The sequence below is a fragment of the Chryseobacterium sp. Leaf394 genome (assembly GCF_001424105.1).
GTDB lineage: Bacteria > Bacteroidota > Bacteroidia > Flavobacteriales > Weeksellaceae > Chryseobacterium.
In genome coordinates this window covers 434,343-450,890 of record NZ_LMQH01000012.1, presented here as the reverse complement: position 1 = coordinate 450,890, position 16,548 = coordinate 434,343, and the positions used below count along the sequence as shown (strand labels likewise).

General features: G+C 38.1%; 13 protein-coding genes. 7 read left to right on the top strand and 6 right to left on the bottom strand.

Going from position 1 to position 16,548, the window contains the following annotated elements; translation table 11 throughout:
- Positions 1-132: 132 nt before the first annotated feature.
- Together ASG21_RS17605 and ASG21_RS17600 are read left to right on the top strand one after the other, a co-directional pair.
- The gene (locus ASG21_RS17605) at positions 133-729 is read left to right on the top strand and encodes a hypothetical protein (protein WP_056083686.1); all 597 of its coding nucleotides are present in this window, start codon (positions 133-135) and stop codon (positions 727-729) included.
- Between the two features lie 107 nt (positions 730-836).
- Positions 837-2,948 carry a prolyl oligopeptidase family serine peptidase gene (locus ASG21_RS17600; RefSeq protein WP_056083683.1) on the top strand — a complete coding sequence of 704 codons (2,112 nt, stop codon included), beginning with the start codon at positions 837-839 and terminating at the stop codon, positions 2,946-2,948.
- A gap of 49 nt (positions 2,949-2,997) precedes the next feature.
- Here the strand turns inward: ASG21_RS17600 and ASG21_RS17595 are convergent, their stop codons facing one another.
- On the bottom strand, positions 2,998-3,831 hold the full coding sequence (locus ASG21_RS17595; protein ID WP_128414350.1) for a hypothetical protein: 834 nt from the start codon (positions 3,829-3,831) through the stop codon (positions 2,998-3,000).
- A gap of 94 nt (positions 3,832-3,925) precedes the next feature.
- Between ASG21_RS17595 and scpA the strand changes: the two genes are divergently transcribed.
- The 3 genes from scpA (at position 3,926) to ASG21_RS17580 (ending at position 7,347) form a co-directional block, all read left to right on the top strand.
- Entirely contained in the window at positions 3,926-6,043 is a 2,118-nt protein-coding gene (scpA, locus tag ASG21_RS17590; RefSeq protein ID WP_056083677.1) for a methylmalonyl-CoA mutase, read from the top strand.
- Between the two features lie 116 nt (positions 6,044-6,159).
- Complete coding sequence (locus ASG21_RS17585) at positions 6,160-6,402, top strand: hypothetical protein (RefSeq protein ID WP_056083674.1); 243 nt, start codon at positions 6,160-6,162, stop codon at positions 6,400-6,402.
- Between the two features lie 441 nt (positions 6,403-6,843).
- Positions 6,844-7,347, top strand: coding sequence for a hypothetical protein (locus ASG21_RS17580; RefSeq protein ID WP_056083671.1), 504 nt, complete (start codon positions 6,844-6,846; stop codon positions 7,345-7,347).
- A gap of 53 nt (positions 7,348-7,400) precedes the next feature.
- Here ASG21_RS17580 and ASG21_RS17575 read toward each other — a convergent pair whose 3' ends face one another.
- Positions 7,401-9,599 carry a S46 family peptidase gene (locus tag ASG21_RS17575; RefSeq protein ID WP_056083669.1) on the bottom strand — a complete coding sequence of 733 codons (2,199 nt, stop codon included), beginning with the start codon at positions 9,597-9,599 and terminating at the stop codon, positions 7,401-7,403.
- Positions 9,600-9,684: 85 nt separating this feature from the next.
- Here ASG21_RS17575 and ASG21_RS17570 point away from each other — a divergent pair, with 85 nt between their 5' ends.
- Positions 9,685-10,119: an META domain-containing protein gene (locus tag ASG21_RS17570; RefSeq protein ID WP_056083666.1), complete on the top strand. Its 435-nt coding sequence runs from the start codon at positions 9,685-9,687 to the stop codon at positions 10,117-10,119.
- A 91-nt stretch (positions 10,120-10,210) separates the two neighbouring features.
- On the opposite strand, the gene ASG21_RS17565 is transcribed toward ASG21_RS17570, so the two are convergent.
- From ASG21_RS17565 to ASG21_RS17555, 3 genes are read right to left on the bottom strand one after another with little or no spacing between them, the layout of a single operon-like run.
- Positions 10,211-10,630, bottom strand: coding sequence for a hypothetical protein (locus ASG21_RS17565; RefSeq protein WP_056083664.1), 420 nt, complete (start codon positions 10,628-10,630; stop codon positions 10,211-10,213).
- Between the two features lie 6 nt (positions 10,631-10,636).
- Positions 10,637-13,186 carry a hypothetical protein gene (locus tag ASG21_RS17560; protein WP_056083661.1) on the bottom strand — a complete coding sequence of 850 codons (2,550 nt, stop codon included), beginning with the start codon at positions 13,184-13,186 and terminating at the stop codon, positions 10,637-10,639.
- 4 nt (positions 13,187-13,190) lie between these two features.
- Positions 13,191-13,670 (bottom strand): T9SS type A sorting domain-containing protein, encoded by a 480-nt coding sequence (locus tag ASG21_RS17555; RefSeq protein ID WP_128414349.1) that lies wholly within the window; start codon positions 13,668-13,670, stop codon positions 13,191-13,193.
- A gap of 150 nt (positions 13,671-13,820) precedes the next feature.
- Between ASG21_RS17555 and ASG21_RS17550 the strand changes: the two genes are divergently transcribed.
- Positions 13,821-15,824 carry a HAMP domain-containing sensor histidine kinase gene (locus tag ASG21_RS17550; protein ID WP_056083654.1) on the top strand — a complete coding sequence of 668 codons (2,004 nt, stop codon included), beginning with the start codon at positions 13,821-13,823 and terminating at the stop codon, positions 15,822-15,824.
- Here ASG21_RS17550 and ASG21_RS17545 read toward each other — a convergent pair.
- The gene (locus ASG21_RS17545; RefSeq protein WP_056083651.1) at positions 15,804-16,511 is read right to left on the bottom strand and encodes a LytTR family DNA-binding domain-containing protein; all 708 of its coding nucleotides are present in this window, start codon (positions 16,509-16,511) and stop codon (positions 15,804-15,806) included. The genes ASG21_RS17550 and ASG21_RS17545 overlap by 21 nt on opposite strands.
- Positions 16,512-16,548: the final 37 nt, after the last annotated feature.

Below are 16,548 nucleotides of genomic sequence, written 5' to 3'. Positions count from 1 at the left end.
TGGTTCAGAGCATCTGGTTTACACCCAGAGGGTCGGGGGTTCGAATCCCTCAGGGCCCACAAAAGTCTTCTAATTTATTAGGAGACTTTTTTTGTTCCCGGAACTTTCCTTATTTTTGAGAAACTCAAATTTATGATTAGAAAAGTTATTGTATTTTCAATTTTAATATTTTTATCAGCATTTTGCAAAGCTCAGAAAACAAAGAAGATAAAAGGAATTGGATCTCCCCAAAAGACATTAAATCCTGACACTCCTTATATTTACAAAAAAGGATACCTGAATTTTGATATTGTACCGACACCCGTTGTCCAGAATAATGATACAATAAGTCTGAATTTACTTAAATTTAATGCTGTATTTTCAGCAATGTATACACAAAAAGTTATGTATGACAAATTTGGAAAATGGACTAAAGAATTAAGACCAAATAATGAAAGGCATCCCATTTTAGTATGGAGCAAGGTAAAACTTTTTGAGAACAAAAATGAGCTATTTACTATTTATGCCAATGGTGATGAGAGTTGGGAAGAAATATATGCTTCTGTTCTGGTTTTTGATGAAAATGGCAAAGATTGTTTGTCTGAAAATAATACTAATAAGTCCGAAATCATACGTTTTTTTTCTGAAGGCATTAAGATTTTGAATAATAGTGAAAAATTTTACAAAGTCTATTTGGATGCTATTGACAGTTACAAAGTAAATCCAAAATTAAAAAGATTAAATCCTTAATCCTGTAATACAAATTCTTAAAACGAAGATATTGCATAACAAAAAAGCCTCTATCAAAGCTTTTTTTATTCCCACAACATTCCTTATTTTTGAGAAAATCCTTCATCATGAATTTTAAACCCATTTTGCTAACTGCTGGAGTATTGTTTTCAGCAACAATTTATTCTCAGAAAATGAATTATCCTAAAGCTATAAAAGGAAATCAAACCGACACTTACTTTGGAACTGCCGTTGCAGATCCGTACAGAGATTTGGAAAACGACTCCCAACCCACCAAAAAATGGGTGGATGAAGAGGTGGCTTTCAGCCAGAATTATTTATCTAAAATTCCGTTCAGACAGGAAATCGCAAAACAACTGACAGACATCTGGAATTACGAAAAGATCGGTGCACCTTTCAAAGAAGGAGATTGTACGTATTACTATAAAAATAACGGACTGCAGGCACAATCTGTTTTGTACAGAACAGATAACAAAACCAAAACAACAGAAGTATTTTTAGACCCAAATAAATTTTCTGAAAAAGGAACAACATCACTTTCAAGTCTGTCTTTTAATAAAAAAGGAAATCTGGCAGCTTATGCCATTTCAGAAGGTGGAAGCGACTGGAACAAGATCATCATCATCGACGCAATTACCAAAAAGCAAATCGATGAAACCATTGTTGACGTCAAGTTCAGCGGCGTTGCGTGGCAGGGCGATGAAGGCTTTTATTACTCAAGTTATGATAAACCGAAAGAAGGAACAGTGCTTTCAGGCATGACAGATAAACATAAGGTTTACTATCATAAATTAGGTACAAAACAATCTGCTGACCAATTGATTTTCGGAGGAGAAAAAACACCGAGAAGATATTTAGGAGCGTACCTGTCTGAAGACGAAAGATATTTGATTATTTCTGCAGCCAATGCAACCAATGGAAATGAAGTTTATATTAAAGATTTAAAAAAGAGTGGCGATTTCTTACAGATCAACAGCGGTTTTGATATCAATGCCAATATTGTGGATACAGACGGCGATAATCTCTACATTTTTACCGATAAAGATGCACCCAATATGCGTTTGGTGAAAACTACCATCCAAAATCCAGCTCCGGCAACCTGGAAAGACGTGATCCCTGAAACAGAAAATGTGTTGGGAATTTCTTCAGGCGGAGGATATTTCTTTGCAACGTACATGGTTGATGCGATTGACAAAGTTAAACAGTTCGACAAAACTGGAAAACTTATCCGGGAAATTGCTTTGCCTGGAAAAGGGAATGTTGGTGGATTCGGTGGTAAGAAAAAGGAGAAGGAAATGTACTATTCTTTCAGCAATTATATTACACCGGGAACGACTTATAAATTTAATGCAGATACCGGAAAATCTGAGGTGTATCAGAAGCCAAAAGTAAAATTCAATCCTGAAGATTACGTTTCTGAACAGGTTTTTTACACATCAAAAGACGGCACAAAAGTTCCGATGATGATCAGCTATAAGAAAGGAATTAAGATGGATGGTAAAAATCCGACAATGCTGTATTCTTACGGTGGTTTCAACATCAGCTTACAGCCTTCCTTCTCCGTTGTCAATGCGATCTGGATGGAAAATGGCGGAATTTATGCCGTTCCAAACATCCGTGGTGGTGGAGAATACGGAAAAAAATGGCACGATGCAGGAACGAAAATGGATAAGAAAAATGTATTCGAAGATTTCATAGCAGCTGGAGAATATCTTCAGGATAAAGGCTATACTTCAAAAGATTACATGGCACTTTCAGGAAGATCAAATGGTGGACTTTTGGTTGGGGCAACGATGACGATGCGTCCTGATTTAGCAAGAGTTGCTTTCCCGGGAGTTGGTGTTTTAGATATGTTGAGATACAACAAATTTACTGCCGGTGCAGGCTGGTCTTACGATTACGGAACTGCTGAAGACAACAAGGAGATGTTTAATTATTTAAAATCCTACTCTCCGGTTCACAATGTAAAAGCAGGCATCTGTTATCCATCAACGATGATTATCACGAGTGATCACGATGACAGAGTGGTTCCGGCGCACTCGTTTAAATTCGGGGCAGAATTGCAGGAAAAACAGAAATGTGCCAACCCAATTTTAATAAGAATTGAAAAGAATGCAGGTCACGGTGCAGGAAGAGCAACCGACCAGGTCATCAGTGAAAATGCAGATTTACTTTCTTTTGCGCTGTATGAAATGGGTGTGAAAAAATTGAAAAAATAAATTTTGTTATCAAAAAAAAGAGCGTCAAATTTGATGCTCTTTTTTTAAACTATTTTAAGATTAATTTATAAGTTGAAATAATAGTATTGTCAACGTTCATTTTTACTGTACCAGCAACACTACTGGTCATGTTAATTGTCATCTTTTCCAATTCTATATATTTATCTTTAAGGTTGTAAACCATTTCGCCAGTTCCGCTTCCTTTAAGATTTATTTCTGAAGATTTATTACTATTTTGAGTAATGGCAATTGAAAATAACGCAGAATTATCTTCAATTTTCGTTAAAGTATATTTTAAAATTCCCGAAACAGAAGCTCCTCCATTTTTACTTTCCATTGATCGATCAGTGGTAAAAGAATCTCCAACTTTCATATTCGTTATCTTAGGAAAGTTGTATAAGAAATATTTTGGAAGATCATTTGCAGCCTGAACATCAGAATTTTGAACAACTACAGGTTTTCCATCAATGTAATTTCCCTTAATAATAGCATTTGGAAAGCCGCCTTCCCTTTTTTGTTTTTTCCCATCACTGTCAATATCATAGCTAACATTGCTATAATAAAATTCAAAAGGAAAAGAATCTGTAAGTTTTTTCCCTGTCTTGTAGACCGACGAGTAATCTACTACATATTTCAGTTTTCTAATTTGATTATAACCAGCCTTTTTCAATGAAGCAATTTCTTGAGGCGAACCGGTAATTTTCATTGTACCAGAAGTGTTTGTGCTTTGCTCAATTACGAAATTAGAATTTTCAGGATAACTGAATTCAAAATCAATCGTTTTCTGTCCGTAAGCAAGAATCTGAACGAGAGAAAAACTAAAAGTTAAAAGTATTTTTTTCATCATAAAGTTAGTTAGAGCAAATATAAATATTTTAATCAATCAGTTCATCATGATAACTTCTTATATGTATTGAAAATCAGCACCAAAACATTCCATCAAAAATGCTTACTTTTAAAATCTTAAATCAGAAAGCATGAGAAGGGAAATTCAGAATAAAAATCCCCAATTTACCATATCAGGAAAACATTTGGAAGTCTATCAGTTCGAGAAAGACGGTCTTGAATTGAAATCAAAATACACTACTGAGGATATTAAAGATCAGTCTATCAGCGATTCTTCACCGGGAATTGCTCCTTTTTTACGGGGACCTTACTCCACAATGTATGTTCAGAAACCGTGGACGGTGCGTCAGTACGCAGGTTTTTCAACTGCTGAAGAATCCAATGCTTTTTACAGAAGAAATCTGGCAGCCGGACAAAAAGGACTTTCTGTAGCTTTTGATTTGGCAACCCACAGAGGATATGATTCTGACCACGCAAGAGTAGTCGGTGACGTTGGTAAAGCCGGTGTTGCGATTGATTCTGTTGAGGACATGAAGATTTTATTTAATGAGATTCCTCTGGATGAAATCTCAGTTTCGATGACGATGAACGGTGCCGTTTTGCCGATTCTTTCTTTTTATATTGTCGCAGCAGAAGAGCAGGGCGTTTCTCAGGATAAGCTTTCAGGGACGATTCAGAATGATATTTTAAAGGAATTTATGGTGAGGAATACTTACATTTATCCGCCGACACCTTCCATGAAAATCATTGCTGATATTTTTGAATACACCTCTAAAAATATCCCGAAATTCAATTCAATTTCCATCTCAGGCTATCACATGCAGGAAGCCGGAGCCACGCCGGTTTTGGAAATGGCCTACACTTTAGCCGACGGTCTGGAATATGTAAGAACTGGAATAAAAGCAGGAATGAATGTCGATGACTTCGCTCCAAGACTGTCTTTTTTCTGGGCAATCGGAATGAATCACTTCATGGAAATTGCTAAAATGCGTGCTGCAAGATATATTTGGGCAACTTTGTTGAAGCAGTTTAATCCACAAAATCCAAAATCTTTAGCTTTAAGAACCCATTCTCAGACTTCCGGCTGGTCTTTGACGGAACAGGAACCATTTAACAATATCACAAGAACTGCCATCGAAGCTTTATCTTCAGCTTTGGGAGGAACTCAGTCTTTGCATACTAACGCTTTGGATGAAGCCATCGCACTCCCGACGGATTATTCTGCGAAAATTGCGAGAAATACACAGATTATTCTTCAACAGGAAAGCGGAATCTGCGATGTCGTAGATCCGATGGGTGGAAGTAATCTTGTAGAAGCCTTAACTCAGCAGATGATCGAAGAAGCGATGAAATTCATTGATGAGGTAGAAAAAGAAGGCGGAATGACCAAAGCCATCGAAGCAGGAATTCCAAAAATGAGAATTGAGGAAGCTGCCGCAAAAAAGCAGGCAAAAATCGACAGCGGCGAAGAATTTATCATTGGTGTCAATTCATTCAGATCGAGTTTAAAACAAACGCCGATTGACATTTTAGATATTGATAACACGGAAGTCCGCAGAAAACAAATCGAAAGACTTGAGTCTATCAAATCAACCAGAAAGACCGAGGCAGTCAGCCAAATTTTAAATGATATTAGAAATTGTGCTAAAACTGGGAACGGAAATCTTTTAGAACTTTGCATCGAGGCAGCCCGCAGAAGAGTCACTTTGGGCGAAATGAGCGATGCTATGGAAGAAAGTTTCGGACGTTACAAAGCCAACATCAGAACAATACAGGGAGTTTACGCTATGAATGCAGGTAAAAACGAATACTTTGGAAAAGCCCTTGAGCTTACCCAAAAATTTGAAGAAGAGGAAGGCCGCCGCCCGAGAATTATGGTGGCAAAAATGGGTCAGGACGGTCATGACCGCGGTGCAAAAGTAGTTGCAACGGCTTTTGCCGACATGGGATTTGACGTGGATGTTGCGCCATTATTCCAAACTCCTGAAGAAGTAGCGAAACAGGCGGTGGAAAATGACATTCATATTTTGGGTGTGTCGTCTCTGGCGGCAGGTCACAAAACTTTGGTTCCGCAGGTTGTTGAAGAACTGAAAAAACTCGGTGCAGAAGATATTACAATTGTCGTAGGTGGCGTAATTCCACAACAGGATTATGAGTATCTGTATGCGAATGGTGCTGATTTTATTTTCGGTCCGGGAACGAATTTACCTAAATGTGCGGTGGATATTTTGAATCGGTTTTTAGATTAAGTCCAAAACGATTATTTATATTTTTATAAATTTAATTTTAAATAAAATGAAAGCACTTACTCACAAAAAATATTTCAGATAAAATAAAACTTATCCCAGACTATCTTTCTGATGAATTGTCGGACTTTGTAGATTACTTACTCTTTAAAAAAGAAAAAGACTGGGCTGAAAATTTATCAGAAGAAGAAAAAAACAGTATTGAACAAGGACTTGAAGACATCAAAAATGGACGTCTGCATTCTCATGAATCTGTAATGGATGAGATCTCAGAATACATAAAATCCGGAAAAAATGACTTAGGTCGTATGGTCGGATTTAGCGAAAAGAAATTTCAGAAAGACAATCGATTATTTATTTGAAAACTGGAGTTTAAAAGAGGTGGAAAGCTTTAAATCTAAGATTCAATTCTGACAGACAATATTTCAGCTAACACTTCAATTTGCCCAAAATCTAAAATTTTAAACTTGAGAAAGTGCTTTGTAGATAAAAATAATTCTCTGATATATTTATTTGAAAATAACATTATTTAGAGCCTGTTTAAAAATGATTAAAAACAAATTTTCAATGAATTTTTCTTTTCCCCAACCCTAAAGGGTGGAAAAATGCATTGAAAATTTCATCAAAATTAACTCCCTTTAGGGTCGGGGAAAATTAATTTTGATGAAATTTAAACAGTCTATTATATTGTGACAATTTTAAACAGCAAATCATAAAATCAATATTGAAGTTATTTTAACATTTCGTTAGACTGTAAATTGCACACCATTTGCATTTAAAGCCATAACCAAAAACAAAATATTATGGCTTATACAGTAATTTCAGTATTTCCGCCGGCAACTGACACCGAGGAAGTAAAATCACAATTAAGGAGCGAAGGATTTTCAGATGAAAATATTATCGTTTCAAAATCTAAAGTAGATGTTGATTCTGCAAATGATCTTGAAGATGATGAAAACACAAGACATTTTTGGGATCACATGTTTGCCAACGACACCGAAATGCTTGATGCCTACAGCAAAAAAAGCAGAGGAAACACCACCATCGTTCTGTACACCAGCAGCTACGATGAAGCACAGAGAGCAAAATCGATTCTCGACGGAAAAGGTGCTATCGAAATCATAAAACAGCGGGAAGGTGAAACCATCAGAAAGGAGGTTCCGGACGACATCCCTCAGGATGTAGAAAGAGGAATTATTGCTAAGGCAAAACACAATTTATACTTCCTTGGTTCAGAAAGAAATTACACCACTACACCAGAACAGGGTATGGGAGATACAATGGATGGATTGGGATCTAAAGATTAAACAAAAAAAACCGGTATGAAAAACATACCGGTTTTTTTATGAAATAATTTTGATTACTTCTTCTTTTTTGCAGGAGCTGCAGTAGGAACTTTAGATTTTCCTGTGTCTGCAGGAGTGTTTTCGTCCTTCACCAGTTTCAGCTCATCTACGATTCTTCTTGCACCGGCATACTTGTCGATTGTCCAAAGTACAAAACGAACGTCTACGCTGATGGTTTTCTGCCATTCTTTTTCGAAAACGATATCACCGCTTAAAGCTTCGCTGTTTCCGTCGAATGCAATACCGATAAGGTTACCGTCACCGTCGATAACCGGAGAACCTGAGTTTCCACCTGTAATATCGTTATCTGAAAGGAAGTTTACCGGTAAATATCCTGCTTTGTCAGCATACATTCCGTAATCTTTAGCTCCCTGAAGTGCCAAAACTCTCTGAGGAAGATCAAATTCTTCATCCTTCGGCTTGTACTTCCCTACTAAACCTTCCATTGTAGTATAATAGTTATCTGTAACTCCGAAATAGTTTCTGTCGTCTCTTACAGGCAATGTTGTAATCTGTCCGTAAGTAAGTCTCATTGTAGAGTTTGCATCCGGATAGAATTTTTTCTCAGGCATAGCTTTCATTAATCCAGCTAAAAACAGTCTGTTGTTTTTTGCAAAATTATCATCAATTTTTACAAATCTTTCAGCTGAAGCTTTTTGATCTGCCATAATTCCTTTTGCAATTTTCAATAAAGGATCTGCATCCAGCTTCACTCGGTCAGGATTCTGAAGGAAATTGGTAGCTGAAGTTTTATTGGCAAAAATTGAAGAAAATGCAATATTAGAAAGATTCTTAGCATCAAGAGCCATCAATGTCGGCGATGCAACATCTGCTTTCACTTTTGTCTGGTAAAGGTTTACCATAGAATTCATCATTTCACCTTCAAGCTGTGTGTTGATGCTTTCGTAAGTCTGCTTGATTGCATCTTCTACTTTAGGTTTCATAGCTACTCTGCCAGCGAGATCCTGAGATGCATAACTGTTGAATAAGCTTGAAAGCTGAAGTGCTACTGAGAAATATTTTGAATTTCTTGTTAAAAGAGAAGCATAGTTTCTTTCAACATTTCTGTCTGAAGTCTGCTTGTAATAGGTTTTAATTTCGTCTAAAACCATTTCATTCTCAAGATTTGCAGGTTGTATTGCCCATGTTCTGAATGTATTTTCTACATTCTGTTTGTCAGTAATTGTTCCGTTTTTGATTACGGCATCAATTGTTCCCTGTCTGTTTTTCCAGTAGTTGGCTACTGAAGCATATTGTGAAGCGTATGCCAACTGTGTGGTTTTGTCCTTGTCCATATACTTCTTCATAACGTCCATCGCCAGTTTTGAAGCTTCTACCCAAGCCGGATAGTCTTTGTTCACCATCTGATCGATACCGTAAGAAGTAAGGTAACGGTTGGTTCTTCCTGGGTAGCCTAAGATCATTGAGAAATCACCCGGCTTAATTCCTTTTAAAGAAACCGGAAGTGAATGCTTTGGCTTCAAAGGAACGTTGCTTGGAGAATACTCCGCAGGATTCCCCGCTGCGTCAGCATAAACTCTGAAAACTGTGAAGTCTGCAGTGTGTCTTGGCCATTCCCAGTTGTCTGTATCTCCACCGAATTTACCTAATGATGAAGGTGGTGCACCCACCAATCTGATATCTTTATAATCCTGATATACAAAATAGTAGAACTCATTTCCGTTGAAGAAATCTCTTACTACAACTGTATATTTTCCGTTCTCTGAATTTTCTGTCTGGATTGCTTTTGATTCGGCATCAATTACTGCTTTTCTTTCAGCAGCAGACATCCTGTTGTTTAATTTTGAATTGATTCTCTGCGTAGCATCATCCATTCTCACTAAAAATCTTACGTAAAGATCTTTAGCATTAAACTCATCTTTATCTTTCATTGCCCAAAAACCATCTTTCAGATAATCTTTGGCAGGCGTTGAAGCAGCAGCGACAGCACCATATCCACAGTGGTGATTGGTAAAAATAAGACCTCTGTCTGAAACGATTTCTCCTGTACAGAATCCTCCGAAGCTTACGATAGCATCTTTAAGACTTGAATTGTTTACAGAATAAATCTCTTCCGGAGTGAGGTGAAGACCTTCTTTCTGCATGTCAACACCGTTAAGTCTCTTGACAAGCATCAGAAGCCACATGCCTTCATCAGCTCTCATCTGAGCGAAACTCAGTAAAAAAGTGAATAGTAAAAGTATTCTTTTCATTTTCTAAATAATTTTTGTGTGGCTAAATTACTAATTTTTACGCTATCTACTGCTTAAATGGTATGAAAATGGACAGATAAAGCGAATGAAAAAGACAATATCAATATTTATAGGGTTTCTGTGTTTGGGATTGATCTTAAACTGTTCATCTGCAAAGATTAATAATGCACAAATCCAAAGACAGTGGATGTTGGTTTCATTTAAAAATTTCACTAAAGAAGAACTGGTAAATAGCAAGGCTGAAATCAATTTAACATCGGAAATCAAAGACAGAAAAATACAGGGCGGTGCATTCATGGGCTGCAACAGAATGTTTTTCACTGCTGAGATTAAATCTAAAGACAAAATAGAAATCTCCGGAGTCGGATCCACTTTAATGGCCTGTGAAAATATGAAACTGGAAAATGAATTTTCAAATGAATTTAAAAAAGTGAAATATTATCTGGTGGAAGGTCATTTTTTAACGCTGACCGATGATCAGGGTAATCAAATGAAGTTTGTAGCAGCAGACTGGGATTGAATTTAATTATAATTCAGGTAAAAAACAAGTCCGCCTCGAAAAGCGGACTTATTCATGAAAAGAAAAATGGTTATTAGTTTTTGTGTTTAGTTTAGTTTTTTGGAATTGTTTTTTTAATGTCGTAAACAGTCATTTCCGGCGTCAATACAAATCCTTTTGTTTCGGTTTTCGCAGTATTAGCCTGTTTCGCTTTTGTCACTTTCCTTCCCGGCATTGCCGCTAAAACTTCTTCCAGACTAGCCGTATTGGGCAGCAACTTTCCCGAGTTATCCTTTGGCGTTTCAGCTTTTATGTTTTTTTGCTTTTCAGCTAGCCCCTGCTCCGAAGCCAGTTCTACCAAGGGTTTCTTACTCTGATTTTCTTTCGCTTCCTGCATCATTTTCGATTCAAAGGTTTTCGATTCTTTGTATGATTCAGCTTCCTGAGTCAGATTTTCAGTAGACTTTTTATTTTCCTGAGCGTAAATATTTAAACTTAAAGCTAGAAATGGGATGATATATAGTGATTTCATAATAGTTTATTTAATGTTTACCAATACTTTAATTTTACCGATTCCGTTTTGATCGTAATCCTGAAGGGCTTTCCCGATGACCTGCCCTATTTTCACTTTTTTAGGATTGCCTTTCATTGCTATTCCTGATTTTGATGAGGTTACAATAAAATCGCCTCTCTTGATTTTTCCTCCTTCAAGACAAACTTTCGTCGGAATAACGCCTACAACTCCCATCGGAACTTTACCAATTAACTCAGAATCTATATTTTCTTCTGTTAAAAGTACGCCTGGTTTTGTAGCATAAACCCCTGCAACCAAAGTAGAATATGCTTTTGAAGATTTCTCTACTGTTCTGTCTGTGTCTGTAGAAATCACAAGAATGTCTCCCGGCTCGTATTCTGAAGTATTTCCTTCCACATCAAAAGCTTCCGCTAAATCGGCACCGCTGTTTTGTGTTCCGCCATTAAAAAATGCCTGTCCTGTTTTATTTATTCTGGCTACATTCGCACTTCCACTCTGAAATACAGCAATATTCCCTGAAGGCCCCTGATGGTTGACCAATAAGGTTGAACCGGTTCCTGTTGTAGTTACATGAACTACCGGCTGTCCGTTTGCGTTATTGAAGTTTCTGAAATATCCTGCTCTACCGGTTCCGAAGTTGGGAATCCAGCCATATATCGCAGAACCTGTTCCATCTGCTGTAGCCTCCACACCATCACCGTTTCCGCCTGCATTGGCAGTAATTCCATTTCCTGCACCCTCAGTTAAAGCCAATAAAGCCGGTCCGTTCCCTGTTGTGTTTGATGCGTAGAATAAACCTGCGTATCCACCTGTTCCTGATGATAATCCATACACGCCCGCAGTTCCGAAGTTGGCAAAAATGGAATTTACCTCGCCTTTCAATGCTGCAGAAGTTCCTGTTGTTCGGTCTACTAAAAAATTCCCGGCAATACCGTTGCCCACGGTTGTTGAGGTAATTACATCGCTTGTATTTGCGGTGTTGAAATTATTAAATTTTCCGGCCCGTCCGTTTGCGAATGTAGGAACCCAGGCATACAGGGCATTCCCGTTTCCGTCGATGTTTGTTTCTACCCCATTCCCATCTTTTCCTGCGTTGGCGCGGATGGCATTTCCATTTCCTTCAGTGATGGCTACCAAAGCGGCTCCATTTCCGTTGATATTTGATGCATGAAAAAGTCCGCCAACCCCTCCTGTTCCAGATGATACTCCAAAGATACCCGCTGCACCGAAGTTTCCGAAGATGCTTTTTACTTCTCCTCTAACCCCGGCACTTACGCTGTTGGTATTGGTATTGAGAAAAGAGGAAACATTTCCTGATGTATTATCCGGAATATTACCTGCACCATTAGATTCTACTTCAAAAGTATTTCTGTCGTTATTGGTATTACTGTTTACAAAACGTCCGGCTCGTCCTTTCCCTGAGTTAAGACCTACCTGACCAAATACCCCAACGCTTGTTCCTGAAGTATTTCCTGAGACAAAACCTCTTACACCATAACCACCCCCATCGTTTCTGCCCACTACTGCGCCGGCAATATCACTTGTGTTTCTACCTACAACTGCTTCCCCGGCACCGTTATTATCAGCGATGACCCCGGCAGAACTTTGTGCAGATGTAATTCCGTGAACAGCGAAACCGGCTCCTGTATTACTTACAACACCTGAACCTGAACCAGTAGTAGATACATTGACTACTATTCCGTTTCCTAAGCTGTTGGCATTGATAACATTATTGTTGTTGGCATTATTGGATATTGCAATATTTGCTGCGATACCATTTGTACTTGTGGCATGCAGACCTGTTCCTGTATTGCTGTTTGCATAAACACCATATCCTGCGCCTGAAGAATTTCCGTAAACCCCCAAACCTGCCGGCGATACACCATAAACTCCCCATCCGCTTCCGTTTTGAGAACCCCAGACACCGATTCCCAGACCACCGGTACCGTTATTGATTCCCCGCACCGCAGAAGAAAACCCTCCCGGAGCTGTATTGTTAACCAAACCTCTTACGGCTGCAATGCTGGAGGTGGCTGTATTATTGGTTCCTTCCAGAGAAGCTCCGTCACCGTCATTATTGATTGAAAATAAGTTACCTGCATTATTCACAGTTGCTGTGTAAGGTAAAGTTAATGCCCCACCGGAAGTTCCTCCTGCTGTCTTCGCATACATTGCATATGGTACACTCAGAAGCTGACTTGTTCCGGCAATCGAATATGTTGTTCCTCCAAGTGGATCTGTTTCAGTTTTCAGATAATAATTTCCTGAAGCCCAGTTGATGCCTGCAAAAGTTCCGGATAAGACAGTGCCTGAACCAATTTCGAGGCTTACCAATCCGTTGGCATTGGTAGTACCTGTAAGTCTTTCAGAAAATACCACCGTTCCTGTTGGCGTGCCTTGAAGTACACTTACGCGTACAGCGATATTCTGATTTAAAAGAAGTTGCCCTCCCGAATTTCTCATTACAGCCTGATAGCTCATTTTTTCAGGAGCCTGAGCAGACACCAGAATGGAGCCCAGCACAAGCCCGGCTGTTAGTAAAAGTTTTTTCATGGTATTATTTTTTGATTATTTTGAATGATTTGATGCCTTTCCCTTTTTCTACGATGTTGAATAAATACATCGCTGAAGGAAGTGATGAAAAATTAAATTCAGATTTGGAATTTTGAATCTTCTCTGTTCTTAAAAGTTTGCCGGAAGAATCAAAAAGTTGAAATTCTGCATCCTTATAATCTTTTACAGGAAAATCGAGATAGATAAAATCCTGAAACGGATTTGGATAAAGCCTGATGTCTTCTGTATTGGCAATGGCGCTGTTAACCGAAAGTGAAATAATCTCATAGCTTTGCTGCACACCTTCCATCATCGGAAGACCACTGCCTTTCTGATTAAAATCTATTTGACCAACGCTGTAGGAAACTGAACCATTGCTTCCCGTTGCACTAGTTCCCGTTGCAAGAACCGCTTTCTGAGCCTGAAGACCAATGCCCGAAAGTACAAAGAGCGGAATCAGTTTTAGAGTGTAAAAAATTTTCATGGTTATTAGTTTTATGATTATGATCAGTGTTTTGGTGGAGCTAAATTAGTTCACCGATGAAGCCCTTTCAGAAAAAATAGATAAACGACCTAAAAAATCGACAAATGACAGATGAAATGTTTGTATCTTAGTCATAAGCAAGTTATTACCATGAAATTCAGGCTGTTCATACTTACTCTTGTTCCGTTTGCACTGTGTGCACAGAGCTCACTGAAGACGGCTAATCATCAGAAGCCTCCATCCTGGCAGATTTCAGATGAAAGAAAATTTGAAATTCAGCAAAAACTTGTCGCTGTTTACAGAACTTATAATCCCGACAGCTGTCTTATATACACCAGAAAAAATCTCGAACTGATAAAAAAAAACAACTGGCAAAGCAAAAAAGGCAAGGCGCTGCTGGGTTTGGTTAGTTATGCTACCGAAAAAAATCAGATTAATGACGGCTTGAAATTCAATAAAGAATCTGAAAAACTTAACCTTAAAAACAAAGACAGTTATTCTCTGGCAGACAATTATTACATGTACGGCAGACTTTTTCATTTGAAAGCAGATCACAAAAATGCGGTAGCGAATTATTTAAAAGCTGTAGACCTTGGAGAAAAAAGCAAAAATTACCGCATTGTGAGCAGTGCCTACAGGAGTCTCGCATTCCTTTACCTGGACGAATCTGATGAGAAAAAATCATACGAAAACATCAACAGAGCCATAAGATCGGCTGAGAAAGCAGATAATTCTGATGAGCTGGGGTTTTGCTACGGTGTTTTGGCAGAAATGGAGAGAAATTTAAATAGGAAAGATAATGCACAGAAAAATTTCCTTTTAGCCGAAAAGTATTTTAAACAGAATCACAATGAATACGGCCATGCATGGCTGCTGACCAACTGGTCTCTTCTCGACATTTCTGATGTTGACAAAAGCTACTGCATGCAAAAGGAAGCACAGGAAATCTGGGACAGAATTTCACCTCATCATTACATGTCTGTAGCCAATCATTACAACACAGGATTTTCTTACATGGATTTTTACCTAAACTTTTCGGTCTACAGCAAAAAACATGGTTTTTCTAAGAAAGAACTGCTTGAAAAGGCAATGCAGGAATTTAAAATCAGTAAAGAAATTGCACAGAAAAATAATAACCAACAGTGGGTAATGTTCAATTATTTGGGAATGTCTGAACTCTATAGAATCACAAAAGATATTGATAATTACGCCAAAAACATCAACGAATACCACACTATAAAAGATTCGGTTTATTCACAGGACAGAAAAAATGAAATAGCAAAACTTGAAAGCAGAAAAGTGGTAGAACAAAAAAATAAAGAAATTGCCTACAACAGACTCGTCATTAAAAATAAAGAGAGAGAAAAACTGCTGTCACTGGTGGGTCTCGGTTCAGTAACGATTATCGTAATTCTCCTTTTCTTTCTGTACCGCCAGAGCAAAAAGAACACAGACAGACTCACGAAACTCAATAATGAACTGGAAACCGCCAATAAAACAAAAATTAAATTTTTCGGAATTTTAAACCATGACCTGCGAAGTCCCGTTTCCGGACTCATACACTTTCTGCATCTCCAAAGAGAGGCACCGGAACTGATGGATGACGAAACCAAACTCCGGCTTGAAAACAAAACGATGGATGCTGCAGAAAAGCTTCTTCTGCAAATGGAAGATCTGCTTTTGTGGAGCAAAGGGCAAATGGATCATTTCTCGCCGGAAATATCAGAAATACCAGTGCAGGAAATTTTTGATGACATAAAAGATAATTTCACGTGGGTCGAAAATATTTCTTTCAAATTTGACTTTCCTCAGGAATTAAAAATAAAAACCGATCCCGAATATCTGAAAACCATCACCCGAAATCTCACCAACAACGCCGTAAAAGTGCTGGAAGAAAAACAGGGCGAAAAAACAATCTGCTGGAAAGCTGTGGAAAAACCTGAATACATCTGCCTAACCATTTCAGACAACGGTCATGGCGCGTCTCAGGAAAAATTTAAGGCGCTTTTCGATGACAGAATTGCTGTCGGAATTAAAAAAGGCCTTGGCCTGCACCTCATCAGAGACATGAGCAAAGCCATCGGCATTTCGCTGGAAGTTCATTCTGAAAGCGGTACCGGAAGTGAAATCTCCTTAAGGATTAAAAAAATCTAAATTAGCCTTAAAAGCCCTGCCGATGGGAAGTTTGATCTGCTGAACGATCTCAATTTCGTGAGCAGATTTTTTTCTGATATGATGTTTGGGAATTGCAAAACTTCGGTGGATGCGTATGAAGTGACTGAAATGCTCCTTCTGCAAAAGGTTCCCGATGGAATCTAAAATACAGTGTTTTTTGTCTGTCGTAATGATTCTGGTGTAATCCTTTAAGGCTTCAAAGTACAGAATATCACTTATTTTAATCTGAAAAACTTCGTTTCTGTCTTTAATTTTAACAATATTTTCGCCAATCAGAGCATCAAAACTTTCTGACTTTTCTTTCATTTCAAAAAAATCGCCGAGTTTCTGCATCGCATATTCGAAGCGGGTTGCTTTTAATGGTTTGCTTATAAAGTCTAATGTGTCCAGTTCAAAAGTATCAATGGCATATTCCGGATGCGAACTGATGAAAATACATGCAGGAATGTTTTTAAAATTTTTCCGCAGTTCAATACCATTCATTTCCGGAAGATCAATATCTAAAATTAGGAGATCCACATCTGGGTTTAAAGAAGAAACCGCAGTTTCCGCCGAGGCAAAAATACCCGACACAATTATATGAGGATATTTTTTCAGATGTTGCTGAAGAACCAGCCGGTCCAGCTCGTCATCTTCTACTATGATACATTTGATTTCCCTTTTCATCTCGGTTTGGTTATAATTTTTTTTATCTGAAAAGAAT

Bases quoted from the DNA above. Each gene is read 5' to 3' on its own strand.
- ASG21_RS17560 (WP_056083661.1), bottom strand. From the start codon at position 13,186: ATGAAAAAACTTTTACTAACAGCCGGGCTTGTGCTGGGCTCCATTCTG.
- ASG21_RS17580 (WP_056083671.1), top strand. From the start codon at position 6,844: ATGGCTTATACAGTAATTTCAGTATTTCCGCCGGCAACTGACACCGAG.
- ASG21_RS17570 (WP_056083666.1), top strand. From the start codon at position 9,685: ATGAAAAAGACAATATCAATATTTATAGGGTTTCTGTGTTTGGGATTG.
- ASG21_RS17565 (WP_056083664.1), bottom strand. From the start codon at position 10,630: ATGAAATCACTATATATCATCCCATTTCTAGCTTTAAGTTTAAATATT.
- ASG21_RS17600 (WP_056083683.1), top strand. From the start codon at position 837: ATGAATTTTAAACCCATTTTGCTAACTGCTGGAGTATTGTTTTCAGCA.
- ASG21_RS17605 (WP_056083686.1), top strand. From the start codon at position 133: ATGATTAGAAAAGTTATTGTATTTTCAATTTTAATATTTTTATCAGCA.
- ASG21_RS17545 (WP_056083651.1), bottom strand. From the start codon at position 16,511: ATGAAAAGGGAAATCAAATGTATCATAGTAGAAGATGACGAGCTGGAC.
- ASG21_RS17575 (WP_056083669.1), bottom strand. From the start codon at position 9,599: ATGAAAAGAATACTTTTACTATTCACTTTTTTACTGAGTTTCGCTCAG.
- ASG21_RS17550 (WP_056083654.1), top strand. From the start codon at position 13,821: ATGAAATTCAGGCTGTTCATACTTACTCTTGTTCCGTTTGCACTGTGT.
- ASG21_RS17555 (WP_128414349.1), bottom strand. From the start codon at position 13,670: ATGAAAATTTTTTACACTCTAAAACTGATTCCGCTCTTTGTACTTTCG.
- scpA (WP_056083677.1), top strand. From the start codon at position 3,926: ATGAGAAGGGAAATTCAGAATAAAAATCCCCAATTTACCATATCAGGA.